Source organism: Alloalcanivorax mobilis (assembly GCF_002864685.1).
Taxonomy (GTDB): domain Bacteria; phylum Pseudomonadota; class Gammaproteobacteria; order Pseudomonadales; family Alcanivoracaceae; genus Alloalcanivorax; species Alloalcanivorax mobilis.
On the sequence record NZ_NMQZ01000005.1, the window covers coordinates 22,855 to 38,563 of the forward strand.

Here is a 15,709-nt window from a genome sequence, read left to right on the forward strand (position 1 = left end):
AATCTGGGAACGTCATGAATAAATCATTGATTACTCTGGCCATTCTGGCGGCCGCGGGCCTGAGCGCGTGCGGCGGCGGTGGCGACAACGACCCGGTGGCGCCCGCTGCCCGCATCAGCTACGACCCGGCCGGCGGTGTTCTGCCGATTCCCAACGATTTGCTGAAGAGCGGCACCACCGATGGCACGCTGAACATTCCCGGCGCCGACGAGACCAACCCGTTCGATCCCCAGGGCGTGCTCTCCAGCCTGGACGGTTGGTCGGTGAGCACGCCGTTCACCATCGACCTGGACGTGCCGGCCAACACCAGCCTTCCGCAGGGCTCGATCCAACAGGCCAACGGCGTGGTGTTGCTGGAAGTGACCGCCGGCGGCGGCAGCGACTGCCCGGATCTGTCACCGATCGCCGCCTGCCAGCTCAGCGATACCCTCACCTACGGCAGCGACTATGTGGCCAGCTTCTCCGGTGACAGCATCGCGGTGGTTCCGCTCAAGCCGCTGAAGGCGAAGACCTCCTATGTGATCGCCACCACCACCGCGCTGCAGGACACCCAAGGCAATCCGGTGCTCGGCGACAGCACCTACAATCTGCTCAAGCAGAACGCCGCCGGCGGCGAGCCGGGCAGCTCCGAGGCCACCTTGCAGCAGGCGGTGAACAGCTACGAAGGCCTGCTTGAGCAATCCGGCGTGGCCAAGAACACGGTCACTTATTCCGGCCTGTTCACCACCGAGAGCACCATTGATGTGCTGGCCGGCGCCAAGCTGGCGTTGCTGGGCGCGCTCGGCAACCAGGTGCTGAGCCTCAGCACGCCGGTGGACACCGGCCTCACCGCCGCCCAACTGCTGATTGCCCAGGGCGCCATCGAAGCCGGTTCACCGGCGGCGCAACTGGCCTCCGCCGCCAAGGTCTATCAGGCGCAACTGACACTGCCCTATTTCCTCGACTTCCCGACCCCGGCCAAGATCGGCAACGGCGAGTGCGACCCGCAGAATCTGGCCACCGCGTGCCCGGCCATCTCGTCCCGTTGGATCGCGGCGGGCGACAGCCCGGCGGCGGTCTTGCTGGCGTTGCAGGAGGGCCGGCTGAGCCAGTCCAACTATGGCCAGCAGGCGGCGAACCAGGGTATTGATCCCAGTGCCGCGCTCGCCGACCCGAGCTTGCTGATCGGCGCCAGCTTCACCGATGACCAAGGCGACAGCGTTGACCCCAACCGCTTTATGACCCAGTTCAACCCGGTGCCGGCGGTGCAATCGGTGCAGACCGTGGACGTGCTGATCACCGTCCCTGACGCCACCATCGCGAACGCGATTCGCGCGCAAATGGGGCTCGACCCGCTCACCGAGGGGCCGGTTGGCTGGCCGGTGACGGTGTATGGCCACGGCATCACCTCCTACAAGGAAACCGGCCTGGCGATCGCCGGCACCCTGGCGGCGCAAGGCCAGGCGATGGTCGCCATCGACCTGCCCATGCACGGCAGCCGGGGCATCGATGTGGACGGCAACGACGTCATCGACATCTCCGCCACCAGCGGCGGCCCCAACGCACCGGTGGTCGCCAGCGACGTGAGCCTGTACGCCAACCTGGCCAGCCTGGCCACGGTGCGCGATAACCTGCGCGAAAGCGTGATCGACCAGCTCGCCCTGCGCGTGGCGCTGGCTTCCGCCACCGTCCCCGGCGGCGAACTGGATGGCAGCAGCGCCCGTTATCTCGGCGTGTCGCTGGGCTCCATTGTCGGCGTGCAGGCGGTGGCGGTGGGCAACACGCCGACCCTGAACCCGGAAGACGGCAGCGATGTGTCCGGCCTGTTCCAGTTCAATGCCGCCGGTCTGTCGGTGCCCGGCGCCGGTCTCGCAGGGGTGTTCGCGTTCTCGCCGGCGTTCGCCGATACGGTGCGCGCGGGCCTGGTGGAATCCGCCACCTTCCAGGCGGCGCTCGCCGACGCCAACACCAACAACCTGCAGCCCGGCGACGCCGGCTACGACGATCTGGTGGCGGCGGTCTACGAAGCGTTCCTGCCGCAGTTCGTGTTCGCCGCCCAGACCATCGTCGACGCCGCTGATCCGATCGCCTATGGCGCCACTCTGACCGCCAACACGCCGGCGGTGCTGGTGCATGAAGTGGTGGGCGACGGCAGCCCCGATAACCCGGGCGACCAGGTGATCCCCAACAGCAATGCCGAATTCGGCGCGCCGTTGTCCGGCACCGAGCCGTTGATCGCCGCCATGGGCCTGGACCCGATCGTCGCCACCGTGGCCAATGCGCAAGGCGTGAGCGGTGTGGCGCGCTTTAACGCCGGCGCCCACAGCTCCCTGCTGGACCCCAGCGTGGACGCCACCGTGACCACCGAAATGCAAACGCAGATGGGCAGCTTCCTGGGCAGCGACGGTACGCTGATTCAGGTGCAGACTCCGGATGTGCTGATCGGGGCGAATTGAGGGGTTGTTTGATCTCAGCGGTTTAACGCAAAAGACATAAACCGCCGCTGGCACGGCCTGCTCCTACGGAAAAACAGCTACCGGCAACGGAGCCGCGTGGGAGCAGGCCGTGCCAGCGACGTCTTTTGGGTCGAATGGCACCGCGCTTTTGCTCTGAAGCAGCGTGGTTTTGGCTGTCCCCACGCCTGTTTCCTGCTTCTCTTCACCATCAAAAAAGCCACCCGAAGGTGGCTTTTTTGATGGGCCTGAAACGCGCTTAGTGCTCGTGGCCGTCGGGGCCGTGCACGTGGCCGTGTTCCTGCTCTTCGTCGGTGGCGTCACGCACTTCGGTGATCTCCACGTTGAAGTTGAGGGTTTCACCGGCCAGCGGGTGGTTGCCATCCACGGTCACCTGGTCGCCTTCCACCGCGGTGATGGTGAAGATGCGCGGGCCGGCTTCAGTTTGCGCCTGGAATTGCATGCCCGGCTGCAGGTTGTCGTCGGCGCCTTCGAAGGCGGAGGTGGGCACCTGCTGGATCAGGCCTTCGTGGCGTTCGCCATAGCCCTCTTCGGGGGCAACGGTGACCTCAAGCTTGGCGCCGGCTTCCTGGCCGGCAAGCGCGCTCTCCAGGCCGGGCACGATGTTGCCGTGGCCATGCAGATAGGTCAGCGGCTCTTCACGCTGATGGGATGAATCGATGGTCTCGCCGGCTGCGTTGGTCAGGGTGTAGTGGAACGCCACTACCTTGTTGTCAGCAATTTGCATGAGGGCCCTATTCGGGTTGATGAATGGCCGACGCCAGCGGTCCTGCCGACGTCCAGTTGCCCGCTATGGTAACAGCCCGCCGACGGCCTTGACCAACCGGCGCGCCGGGCGCCGCCGCGGGCATCGCGTCGCTGGCGCCTCAGCGCGCGCCTTGCTACCGTCTGTGTATGTTGCAGGATCGTTTTGGACGCACGATTGACTACGTACGGCTGTCGGTGACCGACCGCTGTGATTTTCGCTGTGTCTATTGCATGGCCGAAGAGATGACCTTCGTGCCCCGCGCCAGGGTGTTGAGCCTGGAGGAGCTGGCGCGGCTGGGTCGCGTTCTGGTGTCCCAGGGGGTGCGTCGGATCCGCCTCACCGGCGGCGAGCCGCTGGTGCGCAAGAATCTGCTTTGGCTGGCGCAACAGCTGGGTGGTTTGCCGGGCCTGGATGAGCTCACCCTGACCACCAATGGCGCGCGCCTGGCCGACCAGGCCGGGGCGCTGCGCGCGGCCGGCGTGCGCCGCGTCAATATCAGCCTGGACTCACTGGATGCGGAGCGCTTCCGGGCGCTCACCCGGACCGGCCGGCTCAGCGACGTGCTGACCGGCATCGACGCGGCGTGCCAGGCCGGGTTCGAGCGTATTCGCCTGAACAGCGTGATTCTGCGGGGCCGCAACGACGACGAAGTCGCTGACCTCACCGCCTTCGCCCTGGAGCGCGGCCTGGACATCGCCTTTATCGAGGAAATGCCCCTCGGCGAGATCGGCGAGCACAGCCGCGCGGACGCCTTTGTTTCGTCCGTGGAGCTGCGCGAGCGGCTGGCCGGGCGCTACTCGCTGGTGCCGCTGGCGGCGGAAACCGCCGGGCCGTCACGTTACTGGCGGGCGAGCGGCTATCCGGCCAGCCGCATCGGCTTTATTTCTCCGCACTCACACAACTTCTGCCACCTGTGCAACCGGGTGCGGGTGACCGCCGAGGGCCGCCTGCTGTTGTGTCTGGGCCAGGAGCACAGTGTTGATTTGCGGGCGGTGATGCGCGCGCACCCGGAGCATGACGCTCCCCTGATCGCGGCGTTGCATCAGGGCATGGAGATCAAGCCCGAGCGCCACCACTTCGACCTGGCGGACGGCGAGCAGGTGGTGCGCTTCATGAACATGACCGGCGGTTGACCCTGCCCGCGCAAGGGGCACGCCAGGTCTGTTAATATTTGAGACCAAATTCCACGTGGCAGCGCCCGCCGAGTGCGGCATCATGTGCCCGGATTCCGATACAGCCGATAGCCGATAGCCAATAGTCGACAAGGGAGTGCCCAGTGAAAACCCTTCCCGAACTCTTTGACAACAACGAAGAGTGGCGCCACCGCATTGAACGCGAACACCCGGGTTTCTTCGAGAAACTGGTGGGTCAGCAGCAACCGAAATTATTGTGGATTGGCTGCGCCGATTCACGGGTGCCGGCCAACGAGATCGTCGGGCTGATGCCGGGCGAGTTGTTCGTGCACCGCAATGTGGCCAATCTGGTCAATCACACCGACCTCAACCTGCTGTCGGTGCTCCAGTTCGGCGTCGATGTGCTGCAGGTGGAGCACATCATGGTGGTCGGCCACTACGGTTGCGGCGGTGTGCGCGCCGCCATGGAAGATGAGCCCCATGGCCTGATCGACAATTGGCTGCGCCAGGTGCGCGAGCTGTATCTGCGCAACCGGAAATCGCTGGGCGAACTGCCCGACGAACAGGCGCGCGTGGACCGCATGTGCGAACTGAACGTGGAGCGCCAACTGGTCAACGTGGCCAACACCACCATCGTCCAGGAAGCCTGGCGGCGCGGCCAGAAGCTGAACGTGCACGGCTGGATTTATTCGATCGCCGACGGTCACCTCAGTGACCTGAAGCTGGGCGTGCAGAGCAATCAGGAACTGCGTCAGCTGGAAGCGGACAGTTACAGCGTTTAAAAAGACGGTTTTCAGTGTTCAGTTTTCAGTTTTCAGGGAAAAGCCAGAATTTACTGAACACTGAACACTGAACACTGAACACTGAACACTGAACACTGAACACTTTTATTAGAACCAGATCCTGAACCCGGCCACCAGCGTGGTCTGTTCCACTTCGCCGCCGCGTTCGCGGGTGAAGCCGGCGGTGTCACCGAATTGCCGTTGCCAGTGCAGGCCGATGTAGGGGGCGAATTCGCGCCGTATTTCATAGCGCAGCCGCAGGCCCAGCTCGATGTCCGTCAGGCCGGCACCGACGCCCAGGTCGGTGTCCTCCTTACCGTAGAGATTGGTCTCTATTTCCGGGGCCAGGATCAGCCGTTGGGTCAGCAGCAGATCGTACTCCGCTTCCAGGCGCAGATTGCTGAGCCCCCGTTCCCCGATAAAAAGATCAAGGCTGGTTTCGAACCAATAGGGCGCCAGGCCCTGCAGGCCGACGCTGGCCCAATCCCGGTTGGGATGGTCCGGCTGCCAGTCGCGGCGGGCACCGAGCTTCCAGTCCCAGAAAGGCGAGAAGGCGTGGCTCCAGGCGGCGCGGGTCTCGAAACTTTCGGTTTCCCCTCCGTGCTCCATCAGGCGCTCGCCTTCACTGGCCAGATACAGTTTGTTGATGTCGCCGCCGTACCAGGCGCTGGCGTCCCAGGCGCCGACCATGCCCTGATCCGCGTCACGAACCTCAAGCTGATCAATCAGCACGCGGGTGAACCGGGGTTCGGTTTTGTCCATGGCATGAACGGGTAGGGCGATTAGCGTGGTGACCGCGGTGGCAAGCATGAGTCCGATTTTCATCCGTTTGCCTCCCCGTGCGTGGCCGCTTTGACTACCCGCACTTCGCGGAACATGCCGGCCTCCATGTGATACAGCAAATGGCAGTGGTAAGCCCAGCCGCCCTCGGCGTCGGCGCGTACCAGATAGCTGAGTTTCTCGCCGGGTTTGACGGTGATGGTGTGCTTGCGCAACAGCTTGCCATGGCCGACCTCCAGGTCGCTCCACATGCCGTGCAAGTGGATCGGGTGGGTCATCATGGTGTCGTTGACCAGGGTGATTCTGACGCGCTCGCCGAGATACAGCTCAAGCGGCACCGAATCAGCGAACTTGATGCCGTTAAAGCTCCACATGTAGCGCTCCATGTTGCCGGTCAGGTGCAAGACGATTTCGCGATCGGCGGTGAGGCTGTCCGGCGCGCCGCCGGCGGTTTCCAGGTCGGCGTAGGTGAGCACTTTCCAATCCCGCTCGCGTAAGCCGAAGCCGGGGTCATCAAGCATCGCCTGGGGCTGGTGGGCGCGCATGTCCACCCCGGGGCCATGCTCGGACCGCGCGTGTTGATCGACGCTGCTCCGTGGTGGCAGGTCCGGGTTGTGCGCGTCGGTGGCGAACGGCACCGAGCGTGGCGCCTGGCCAGAATGCATTTCGTGCATGCCGTTGTGATCCATGCTGGCCATGGCGTGATGGTCGCTTTCCATCGTCGTCATCTGGCCGTGGTCCATACCGTCCATACCGTCCATACCGTCCATACCGGCCATGCCCATGTCCCGGGGCGTCAACGGTGTGGGGGCGTCCATGGCGGGCACGGCGGCGCTCAACGCCGGGTTTGGCGTTAACGTGCCGCGCGCAAAACCGGAGCGGTCGATGCTTTGCGCGAACAGGGTGTAGGCCCGGTTTTCGGTGGGCGTGACGATCACATCCAGGGTCTCCGCCACGCCCAGGCGACACTCGTGGAAGCGCACCGGCGCCACCGGCTGGCCGTCCATCGCCACCACGGTCATGTCCAGGCCGGGAATGCGGATGTCGAAGAACGTCATGGCGCTGCTGTTGATAAACCGCAGCTTGATCCGCTCACCGGGCTGGAACAGGGCGGTCCAGTTGCCATTGGGGGTATGGCCGTTGGTCAGGTAGGTGTAGGTGTAGCCGGTGACGTCCGCCAGATCGCGGCTGCTCATGCGCATGCGGTTCCACATGCGCCGGTCCTGCAGGGTTTGCGCTACGCCCTTTTCGCGGAAGTCGCGCAATGTGTCGAACACGGTGCGCTCATTGAAGTTGTAATAATCGCTGAGTTTTTTCAGCGTGGCGTAAAGGTGGTCCGGGTCTTCATCGGTCCAGTCGGACAGCACCACCACATAGTCCCGGTCCACCGGGTCGGGCTGCTCGGGGTCAATCACCAGGGCCCCATAGAGGCCGCGTTGCTCCTGGAAGCCGGAGTGGCTGTGGTACCAGTAGGTGCCGCTTTGCACCACCGGGAACCGGTAGGTGAAGGTTTCACCGGGGGCGATGCCGGCGAAGGAAATGCCGGGCACGCCGTCCATCTGGAACGGCAACAGAATGCCGTGCCAATGGATCGATGTGGTGTGGGCCAGGTGGTTGGTGACCGCCAGGGTAACGGTGTCGCCCTGGCGCCAGCGCAGAGTCGGAGCGGGCAGGGTGCCGTTGACGGTAACGGCGTTGGCGCGCCGGCCGGTGAGGTTCACTCCGGTATTGCCAATCGTGAGGGCGAAATGGCGGCCGCTGAGTTCGGGGGCACCGGTCTGGCTCTGAGTGGCCAGCAGTTGCCGGGGCGAGAGGCCCAGGCCGAGCGCGGCGCCGCCCAGGGCGATGCCCTGCACGAAACGCCGCCGCGCCGTGGAAATCGGAAACGAGTCCATGATCAAACTCCTGATCGGATATCGATGTGCGTCAGTGGATTAGGTCTGTAAAGAAACGCGCGAACGTCAGGAGGTGGGAGGGCGCCAGGGGCTGGTGGAGAAACCGGTGAGAGGGAGACCGGGAAGGCTTATGACCGGGGTGGCGGGTGGAGCCGGGGCGGTGGCCATGGCCGCGTCGCTGAGCAGGGCGCCGGCCTGGCACGCCTGCGGGCAATGGCAGGCGTTGGCGCTGGCATTGGCATGCTGACAAAGATCGACAGCGTGGGACCGGTGCCCGACATCCGCACCGTGGCAGGGCATGGCCGGCCCGCCAGAGTGCATCGCCCGCGCCGGGCCGGGCACCAACAGGCTCCACGCCATGATCAGCACGGTAATGAAAAGAAAATGGCGATGACGCGGGGACGGGGCCATAGGGTAAGCATGGAACCCTGGGGTAGCCCGGGGGTCAAGGGGGGCGTAGGGAGTTTTCAGTGTTCAGTGTTCAGTTTTCAGGGAAAAGCGGAACCTTACTGAACACTGAACACTGAACACTGAACACTGCCCCTATCCCGCCAGTGCTTGGGGGGCGCTGCGTTGGGCCAGCAGCCAGCGCAGGTCGTCGAGCCCCTGGCGCCACTCGCCGACGCCGGCGGCGGTGTTGATGTGGCCCAGGTCGCCGCCGTTTCGGAACGCGGCGCCCCAGCGGCGCGCGAGAGCACGGGTTTCATCGATGTCCATCCACGGATCACTGGTGCTGGCGATGATCCGGGCCGGTACCGGCAGCGGGTCTGGCCGGTCGCCGGGGCGAGTATCCGCGTCGGGCCAGGCCGGCGCCACCAGCAGCAGGCCGGCGACCCGATCCGGGTGGCGCCGCACCCAGGCGGCGGCGGCGATGCAACCGAAGCTGTGGGCGATCAGCACGGCGGGTTCTTCCAGATCATGGTTGGCGTGTTCGATGGCGTCTTGCCAGGCGTCCAGGTCGGCGCACTCCCAGCTCTCCAGTTCAATGCGGCGCAGCCAGGGCATATGGGCTTGCCAGAGGCTCTGCCAGTGCCCTTCATCGCTGCCGTACAGGCCGGGAATCAGAATCCCTTCGAACGGAACGGGTGCCATGGTGGTGCTCTCCTTTGCTGGCCTTTGCTGGCCTTTGCCGGCCTTATTCAACGGCGGGTAGTCAGACGCTGGCGCACTTTACTCACTGGGGCGTGAGAATCGCGCGACAGCATAGCCGTGCATTGCACAGGCGCCGAGCTTACCCGCCGATCTTTATGGCTTTTTTACCAAGCCGGGTCGCGATGATGACAATTCACCCGGGCCCGTCATGCGCAGCCCGCCGATTTGGCCTGCCCCCGGGCTCAGGGGAACGCGCCGCGCCGCCAGGTGGGGCCGCTCAGGTTGGCGGTCGGCGGTGCCACCCGGTCCGCCTGCACATGGGTCAGCGCCAACGCCTGGGCGTCGTCACACGTCACCCCTATGAGCAAACGCTGTGCCACCTTTTGCCGTTGCGCCTGATCGAGCACCCGGTCGCGGTCGTCGGGGCGTTGGCCCAGGGCCGGTGCCAGCTTCACCATGTCCGGTTGGATGGCCCGCCAGATCGCCGGGCGCGCCGGCGCCGCCAGATGGTCCAGAGCGATGCGATAGCCATGCTGGCGGTAACTGGCCACCGCCCGGGCCAGGTCCGCCGGGTCCAGGCTGGCGTCGTGACGGATCTCCAGCATCACTTGCTCGGGCTGCAGGCCGCATTGGCGCAGGATGCGCTCGAACGCGAGGCCATGATCCCCGCGCACGCTGGCCAGATGACGAGGGTGAATGTTGAGCCCGAGCAGGCCGCCGCTGTTGGGCTGCAGCAGGAAGTTCAGCGCGTGCACGGTGCGGCACAGGCGATCCAGATAGACAAACTCTTCGCCGGTGGTGGGCAGCATAAAGGCGGCGGACGGGCTCAAGGCGCCGGCGCGCCCTTCGACGGTCAGCAAGGCTTCGTGGCCGTAGGGCTGATCCGGGTGCAACGGCAGCAGCGGCTGAAACCGGGTGCCCAGGCGTAGCCCGGCGTAGTCGGCACTGACCCGGCCCCGGTCCATGCGCAGTGCCTGCTCGGGGGCGATGTGGGCGCCGTACTGGCGGCGCTGCTCCTGATTGAAGTAGTGCAACAGCTCGGTGAGCGGCATGACGGCCTCCCGGAAAATGAATGCGGGAGGCAGAATAGCGCTGGCTTCATATACTTAAAAAGAATAATTCAATAGAAATATATTACTTTTGGGTCTTTTGGGATCCCTATTAGGATTTGTCATCGCCGGCGTTTTCGGCGGGCCCACCCGGCAGCGGGAGGCCGATCAATAATGCTTACCGCTGTCTGGAGAACAGGAAATGACGAATAGAAACGCGCTTGGCAAGGCGTTGATCTGGGGGCCGTCCCTGGCGTTGATCGGGGCCTGGCCTCTGACCGCCGCCGCGGTGCCAAGTGTCTACGGCAAGATTAATGTGTCGCTGGAAAACATCGACTTCGAGGGGGCCAGCCTGGCCGGCCCGCGCACCGTGGACCAGTGGGAACTGAACTCGAACGCGTCGCGGTTGGGTGTGAAAGGGGACTTCGATCTGGAAGTCGGTGATTTGAAGGCGATTTACCTGCTGGAATACGGCATCGACGTGGACGGCGACGACGACGAAACCTTCACCAAACGGAATCTCTACGCCGGCCTCGAGGGCGGCTTCGGCACCCTGATCGCCGGTAACATCGACAGCCCTCTGAAATCCGCCGAAGGCAAGGTGGATCAGTTCAACGATCTGTACGCCGATATCGACAACTTTCTTGGCGGCCAGACCCGCAACAGCAACAGCGTGCAGTACATCAGCCCCAAGTGGTTCGGTGGCCTGACCGTGCACGGTGCCTTTTCGCCGGGCGAGCAGGACGACGTGGACGACGATGGCGAACCCGACGATGGCCTGGCGGACACCGTGTCCGCGGCGCTCACCTGGGAACGGGACGGCCTATACGCGGCACTGGCCTACGAAAAGGATCAGGCGGCGCGTCGCTCGGTGGATGGCATTGTGCGCGCGGATCTGCTGCGCGCGGTGACCAGCTATCGGTGGGGTGCGCTGGAACTGGGCGCGCTCTACCAGCAGGCCAAGGACGCCGCGTCCGGCAGCGACCTGGAAGACCGGGGCTATCTGCTCAGCGCCGCCTGGCACCTGGATGAGCGCATCACCCTGAAAGTTCAGGGCGGAGAAAACCGCGGCGAAGAGAGCGACGAAACACTCTCGCTGTGGGCGCTGGGGGCGGACTACCGGCTGGCCAGGAACGCCACCGCGTTCGTTTATCTTTCCCAGCTCGAACGGGATCAGGCCGGCAGCGAGGACCATGCCGCCGGCACCGGTCTGATCTATAAATTCTAGGGACAACGTTAAGGAGTGACACGACCATGAGCCAACCCTCTTCTCACCGCCCATCGGCGCCGGAAGAACTTGATCTGGCCGGGCTGGTGACGTCACTGGTGAAGGACCTGCGCTTTGGCGCCGTGGAGATCATCGTCCACGAAGGCCGCGTGGTGCAGGTGGAACGCAAGGAAAAATACCGCTTCGACAAGCAGCGCTAAGCGCTGCTGTTGAGCGTCGCGAAAAAAGGCTGACCGGACCGCCGGAGGTCTCCGAATCATTGGTAACACGATTGGAGGCTATGCCATGAACTGGAAAACATTGATCGCCGCCACCGCCCTGGGGCTGGTGGTCTCCACCCCGGCGCTGGCGGCGCGGGAAATTCTCAACGTTTCCTACGACCCGACCCGGGAACTGTACGAGCAATTCAACAAGGAATTCGTCAAACATTGGAAGGCGGAAACCGGTGAGCCGCTCACCGTGCGGCAGTCCCACGGCGGCGCCGGCAAACAGACCCGGGCGGTGATCGACGGGCTGGAAGCCGACGTGGTCACCCTGGCGCTGGCCTACGACATCGACGCCATCTCGGAAAAGACCGGCAAGCTGCCCAAGGACTGGCAAAAACGCCTGCCGCACAACAGTGCGCCGTACACCTCGACCATCGTGTTCCTGGTGCGCAAGGGCAACCCCAAGGGCCTGCACGACTGGGACGATCTGATCAAACCCGGGGTCGAAGTGATTACCCCCAACCCCAAGACCTCCGGTGGCGCCCGTTGGAACTATCTGGCCGCCTGGGCGTTCGCGCAAGACAAGTACGGCTCCGAAGAAAAAGCCAAGGATTACATCACCAAGCTGTTCAAACAGGTGCCGGTGCTGGATTCCGGCGCCCGTGGTTCGACCACCACCTTCGTGCAACGCGGCATTGGCGATGTACTGCTGGCGTGGGAAAACGAAGCGTTGCTGGCGATCAATGAGCTGGGCAAAGGCGACTTCGAGATTGTCGTGCCGTCGGTGTCGATTCTTGCCGAACCGCCGGTGACGCTGGTGGACAAGAACGCGCAAAAACACGGCACCACCGACGTCGCCAAGGCGTACCTGGAATACTTGTATACCCCGGTGGGGCAGGAGATCGCGGCGAAGAATTATTACCGGCCCACCGATCCCAAGATTGCGAAGAAGTACGCCGACGCCTTTCCGGACGTCAACCTGATCACCGTGGACGACGTTTTTGGTGGCTGGCAAAAAGCCCAGAAGACCCACTTCAACGACGGTGGTGTGTTCGATCAGATCTATAAGCCCAGCGAGTAGAGCCGATGATGTCGAGAAACCGAGTCATACCCGGCTTCGGGTTGTCCTTGGGCTACGCCACGCTGTACACCAGCCTGATCGTGTTCATCCCCCTGGCGGCTCTGGCCGCCGAGGGGATCTCGCTGGGCGGCGAGCGGTTCTGGGCGGTGGTCAGCCATCCCCAGGCGGTGGCCAGTTACACACTGAGCTTTGGCGCCGCCCTGACGGCGGCGCTGATTAACCTGGTGTTCGGGCTGCTGGTGGCCTGGGTGCTGGTGCGTTACTCGTTTCCCGGCAAACGCATCGCCGACGCCCTGGTGGACCTGCCGTTCGCGTTGCCCACCGCGGTGGCGGGCATCGCGCTGACCGCCTTGTACGGGCGCAACGGCTGGTTTGGCGGGCCGCTGGAAGCACTGGGTTTGAAGATCGCCTACGCACCGGCCGGCATCGTGGTGGCGCTCACGTTTATCGGCTTGCCGTTCGTGGTGCGCACCGTGCAACCGGTGCTGGCCGGGTTGGAGCGGGAACTGGAAGAAGCCGCCGCCAGCCTCGGCGCCGACCGCTGGCAAACCTTTCGGCGGGTGCTGCTGCCGGCGCTGGTGCCGGCGTTGCTGACCGGCTTCGCGCTGGCCTTCGCCCGCGCCGTGGGCGAATACGGTTCGGTGGTGTTCATCAGTGGCAACATGCCGTACCGCACCGAAATCACCCCTCTGCTGATCTACAGCAAGCTGGAGCAATACGACTACGCCGGTGCCTCGGCACTGGGCGTCATGATGTTGCTGTTTTCGTTCCTGCTGCTGCTGGCGATCAACGCCCTGCAGTATTGGAGCCTGCGCCGGCAGGGGGGAGGTTGAGATGAGTGATTCGGGGGTTGCCAATGCCGTCGCGCCGGCCTTCACCGCCGCCGCCGTCAGCCGGCGCGCGGTGGGCGAAGGCGCGTGGCTTCGCTGGGCACTGACCGGCCTGGCGCTGTTGTTCCTGGCGGTGTTTCTGGTGGTACCGCTGGTGCTGGTGTTCCGCGAGGCATTTTCCAAAGGCTGGGACGTGTACCTGGCCGCGTTGACCGAGCCGGACGCCTGGCATGCGATCAAGCTGACGCTGATCGCCGCCGCCATCGCGGTGCCGCTGAACGTGATCTTTGGCATCGCCGCCGCCTGGGGCATCAGCAAATTCCGGTTCCGTGGCAAGCAGGTGCTGATCACGCTGATCGATCTGCCGTTCGCGGTGTCGCCGGTGATCGCTGGTCTTATCTATGTGCTGGTGTTCGGCAGCCGGGGCTGGTTGGGGCCGTGGCTGGAGGCGCACGATCTGTCGATCATCTACGCGGTGCCCGGCATCGTGCTGGCCACCATTTTCGTTACCTTCCCGTTCGTTGCCCGCGAACTGATTCCGCTGATGCAGGAGCAGGGCGTGAGCCACGAAGAGGCGGCACTGACGCTGGGCGCCAGCGGTTGGCAAACCTTCCGGCGCGTCACCTTGCCGTCGATCAAATGGGGTTTGTTGTACGGCGTGATTCTTTGCAACGCGCGGGCAATGGGCGAGTTCGGCGCGGTCAGCGTGGTGTCCGGGCACATTCGCGGCAAGACCAACACGCTGCCGTTGCACGTGGAAATTCTCTACAACGAATATCAGTTCGCGGCGGCGTTCGCGGTGGCATCACTGCTGGCGCTGCTGGCGGTGGTCACCCTGGTGGCCAAATCGGCGCTGGAATTCAAACATCAAAGGGACCGGGAGCGCTCCGCACGCGCGGCCACCCGCCAGGAGGAATTATGAGCATTCAGGTGCGCGATCTGAATAAATCGTTCGGACAATTCAAAGCGCTGGATAACGTCTCTTTGCAATTCAACAGCGGCGAGCTGGTGGCGTTGTTGGGCCCTTCCGGCTGCGGCAAGACCACCTTGCTGCGCATCATCGCCGGGCTCGAATTCGCCGACAGCGGCGCGGTGCTGTTCTCCGGCCGTGACGCCACCGCCACCCATGTGCGCGAGCGCAGCGTGGGTTTTGTGTTTCAGCACTATGCGCTGTTCCGGCACATGAGCGTGTACGACAACGTGGCGTTCGGTTTGACGGTGCGCCCGCGCCGCAATCGGCCGGACAAGCAGGAGATCGCCGAGCGGGTGCACAAGCTGCTGGAACTGGTGCAACTGGACTGGCTGGCGGACCGCTATCCGGATCAGCTCTCCGGTGGCCAGCGCCAGCGCATCGCCCTGGCCCGGGCGTTGGCGGTGGAGCCGCGTGTGCTGCTGCTCGATGAGCCTTTTGGCGCGCTCGACGCACGCGTGCGCAAGGACCTGCGAAGCTGGCTGCGCCGGCTCCACGACGAACTGCACGTGACCTCGATCTTCGTCACCCATGACCAGGAAGAGGCCATGGAAGTCGCCGACCGTATTGTCGTCATCAACCGGGGTCGCATTGAACAAGTGGGTACCCCCCGCGAGATTTATAACGCGCCGGCAACGCCGTTCGTGTACGGCTTTATCGGCGACGCCAACCGGCTCTCCGGCCGCGCCGCCGGCGGTTGGGCGGAGCTCGCCGGGCTGCGCGTGCCGGCCCCGGATTTCGCCCAGAGCGAACCGCGCGCGGTGACTGGCTACATTCGCCCCCACGACATCGAACTCAGTGGCGGCGGTGAGGGCGATGGTCTGGCGGCGCGGGTGGAAAGCGTCGCCCAGGTGGGCGCCTCGCTGCGGGTCAGCGTGCGCTCGCCGGAGCAGGCGCAATCCCTGCAGGTGGAGCTTCCGCACAGCGGCGGGCAGTGGCCATTCGAAGTGGGTGACGCGGTGCGCGCGCGCCCGCGCGCGGCGCGCGTGTTCGCCGACGCGCCGGTGTAAGCGGCGTTTATCTGACTATCGGCCCGGGGGGGCGAATGATATGGGGCGGAAAGTAGATTTAATTCCTATTCGCAATCAAGTATCGTTCTCGCCTGAATAAAGCCACCGATCAACGGGCCCCCGCGCCCGGGATACCACGCCATGACCAGCGCCACCGTATTTCGCCGACAGATCGTCTCGCGCACCGCTGCCGCCTTGCTGGGCGGCTATGTGTTCGCCTGGGGGTTCATCGCCCTGGGGGTGGCGGGGATGTTTGCCGTGGGCATGTCGTTTCACGACGCCGAGCATCTGTTTTCGATGCTGGCGTTGCTGCTGTATCTGGGGGTGTTCCTGTGGAGTTTCGCGGCCCGTGAAATGCGGCAGGTATGGCTGGTGCTGGTGGGCGGTGGCGCGCTGATGACGGCGCTGGCGTCACTGATTCAGCACGCACTGGTGTAAACGGCGGCAAGGAG

General features: G+C 64.5%; 16 protein-coding genes. 10 read left to right on the forward strand and 6 right to left on the reverse strand.

All coding sequences use genetic code 11. The features are described 5' to 3' along the window. Positions 1-14 precede the first annotated feature (14 nt). Entirely contained in the window at positions 15-2,435 is a 2,421-nt protein-coding gene (locus tag CGS25_RS04175) for a VolA/Pla-1 family phospholipase (protein WP_101674681.1), read from the forward strand. 256 nt (positions 2,436-2,691) lie between these two features. On the opposite strand, the gene CGS25_RS04180 is transcribed toward CGS25_RS04175, so the two are convergent. Continuing rightward, positions 2,692-3,180 (reverse strand): FKBP-type peptidyl-prolyl cis-trans isomerase, encoded by a 489-nt coding sequence (locus tag CGS25_RS04180; RefSeq protein WP_089033619.1) that lies wholly within the window; start codon positions 3,178-3,180, stop codon positions 2,692-2,694. Positions 3,181-3,347: 167 nt separating this feature from the next. On the opposite strand from CGS25_RS04180, the gene moaA reads away from it, so the two are divergent. Then, entirely contained in the window at positions 3,348-4,334 is a 987-nt protein-coding gene (gene moaA / locus CGS25_RS04185; RefSeq protein WP_101674682.1) for a GTP 3',8-cyclase MoaA, read from the forward strand. Between the two features lie 143 nt (positions 4,335-4,477). Further along, complete coding sequence (can, locus tag CGS25_RS04190) at positions 4,478-5,116, forward strand: carbonate dehydratase (protein ID WP_089033617.1); 639 nt, start codon at positions 4,478-4,480, stop codon at positions 5,114-5,116. 108 nt (positions 5,117-5,224) lie between these two features. Here the strand turns inward: can and CGS25_RS04195 are convergent, their stop codons facing one another. The 5 genes from CGS25_RS04195 to CGS25_RS04215 all read right to left on the reverse strand — a co-directional run bounded on the left by CGS25_RS04195 (position 5,225) and on the right by CGS25_RS04215 (position 9,935). Next, positions 5,225-5,941, reverse strand: a complete 717-nt coding sequence (locus CGS25_RS04195) for a copper resistance protein B (protein WP_101674683.1) — start codon at positions 5,939-5,941, stop codon at positions 5,225-5,227. Beyond that, positions 5,938-7,791, reverse strand: a complete 1,854-nt coding sequence (locus CGS25_RS04200; RefSeq protein ID WP_101674684.1) for a copper resistance system multicopper oxidase — start codon at positions 7,789-7,791, stop codon at positions 5,938-5,940. The genes CGS25_RS04195 and CGS25_RS04200 overlap by 4 nt, the downstream gene beginning before the upstream one ends. Positions 7,792-7,857: 66 nt before the next feature. Next, on the reverse strand, positions 7,858-8,202 hold the full coding sequence (locus CGS25_RS04205; RefSeq protein WP_101674685.1) for a hypothetical protein: 345 nt from the start codon (positions 8,200-8,202) through the stop codon (positions 7,858-7,860). 132 nt (positions 8,203-8,334) lie between these two features. Next, entirely contained in the window at positions 8,335-8,883 is a 549-nt protein-coding gene (locus CGS25_RS04210) for an RBBP9/YdeN family alpha/beta hydrolase (protein ID WP_101674686.1), read from the reverse strand. Positions 8,884-9,125: 242 nt separating this feature from the next. Continuing rightward, positions 9,126-9,935 (reverse strand): EAL domain-containing protein, encoded by an 810-nt coding sequence (locus CGS25_RS04215; protein ID WP_101674687.1) that lies wholly within the window; start codon positions 9,933-9,935, stop codon positions 9,126-9,128. Positions 9,936-10,134: 199 nt separating this feature from the next. Here CGS25_RS04215 and CGS25_RS04220 point away from each other — a divergent pair, with 199 nt between their 5' ends. The 7 genes from CGS25_RS04220 (at position 10,135) to CGS25_RS04250 (ending at position 15,695) form a co-directional block, all read left to right on the forward strand. Then, complete coding sequence (locus CGS25_RS04220; protein WP_198588689.1) at positions 10,135-11,160, forward strand: porin; 1,026 nt, start codon at positions 10,135-10,137, stop codon at positions 11,158-11,160. 26 nt (positions 11,161-11,186) lie between these two features. Further along, positions 11,187-11,360 carry a YezD family protein gene (locus CGS25_RS04225; RefSeq protein WP_089033612.1) on the forward strand — a complete coding sequence of 58 codons (174 nt, stop codon included), beginning with the start codon at positions 11,187-11,189 and terminating at the stop codon, positions 11,358-11,360. A gap of 85 nt (positions 11,361-11,445) precedes the next feature. Continuing rightward, positions 11,446-12,447, forward strand: a complete 1,002-nt coding sequence (locus CGS25_RS04230; protein ID WP_101674688.1) for a sulfate ABC transporter substrate-binding protein — start codon at positions 11,446-11,448, stop codon at positions 12,445-12,447. An 8-nt stretch (positions 12,448-12,455) separates the two neighbouring features. Then, on the forward strand, positions 12,456-13,280 hold the full coding sequence (gene cysT, locus CGS25_RS04235; RefSeq protein WP_089034615.1) for a sulfate ABC transporter permease subunit CysT: 825 nt from the start codon (positions 12,456-12,458) through the stop codon (positions 13,278-13,280). Between the two features lies 1 nt (position 13,281). Beyond that, the gene (gene cysW / locus CGS25_RS04240; RefSeq protein WP_101674689.1) at positions 13,282-14,199 is read left to right on the forward strand and encodes a sulfate ABC transporter permease subunit CysW; all 918 of its coding nucleotides are present in this window, start codon (positions 13,282-13,284) and stop codon (positions 14,197-14,199) included. After that, positions 14,196-15,257 carry a sulfate/molybdate ABC transporter ATP-binding protein gene (locus CGS25_RS04245; RefSeq protein WP_101674690.1) on the forward strand — a complete coding sequence of 354 codons (1,062 nt, stop codon included), beginning with the start codon at positions 14,196-14,198 and terminating at the stop codon, positions 15,255-15,257. The genes cysW and CGS25_RS04245 overlap by 4 nt, the downstream gene beginning before the upstream one ends. Before the next feature lie 141 nt (positions 15,258-15,398). Beyond that, on the forward strand, positions 15,399-15,695 hold the full coding sequence (locus CGS25_RS04250; RefSeq protein WP_089033608.1) for an iron uptake protein: 297 nt from the start codon (positions 15,399-15,401) through the stop codon (positions 15,693-15,695). The last annotated feature ends 14 nt before the right edge of the window (positions 15,696-15,709 follow it).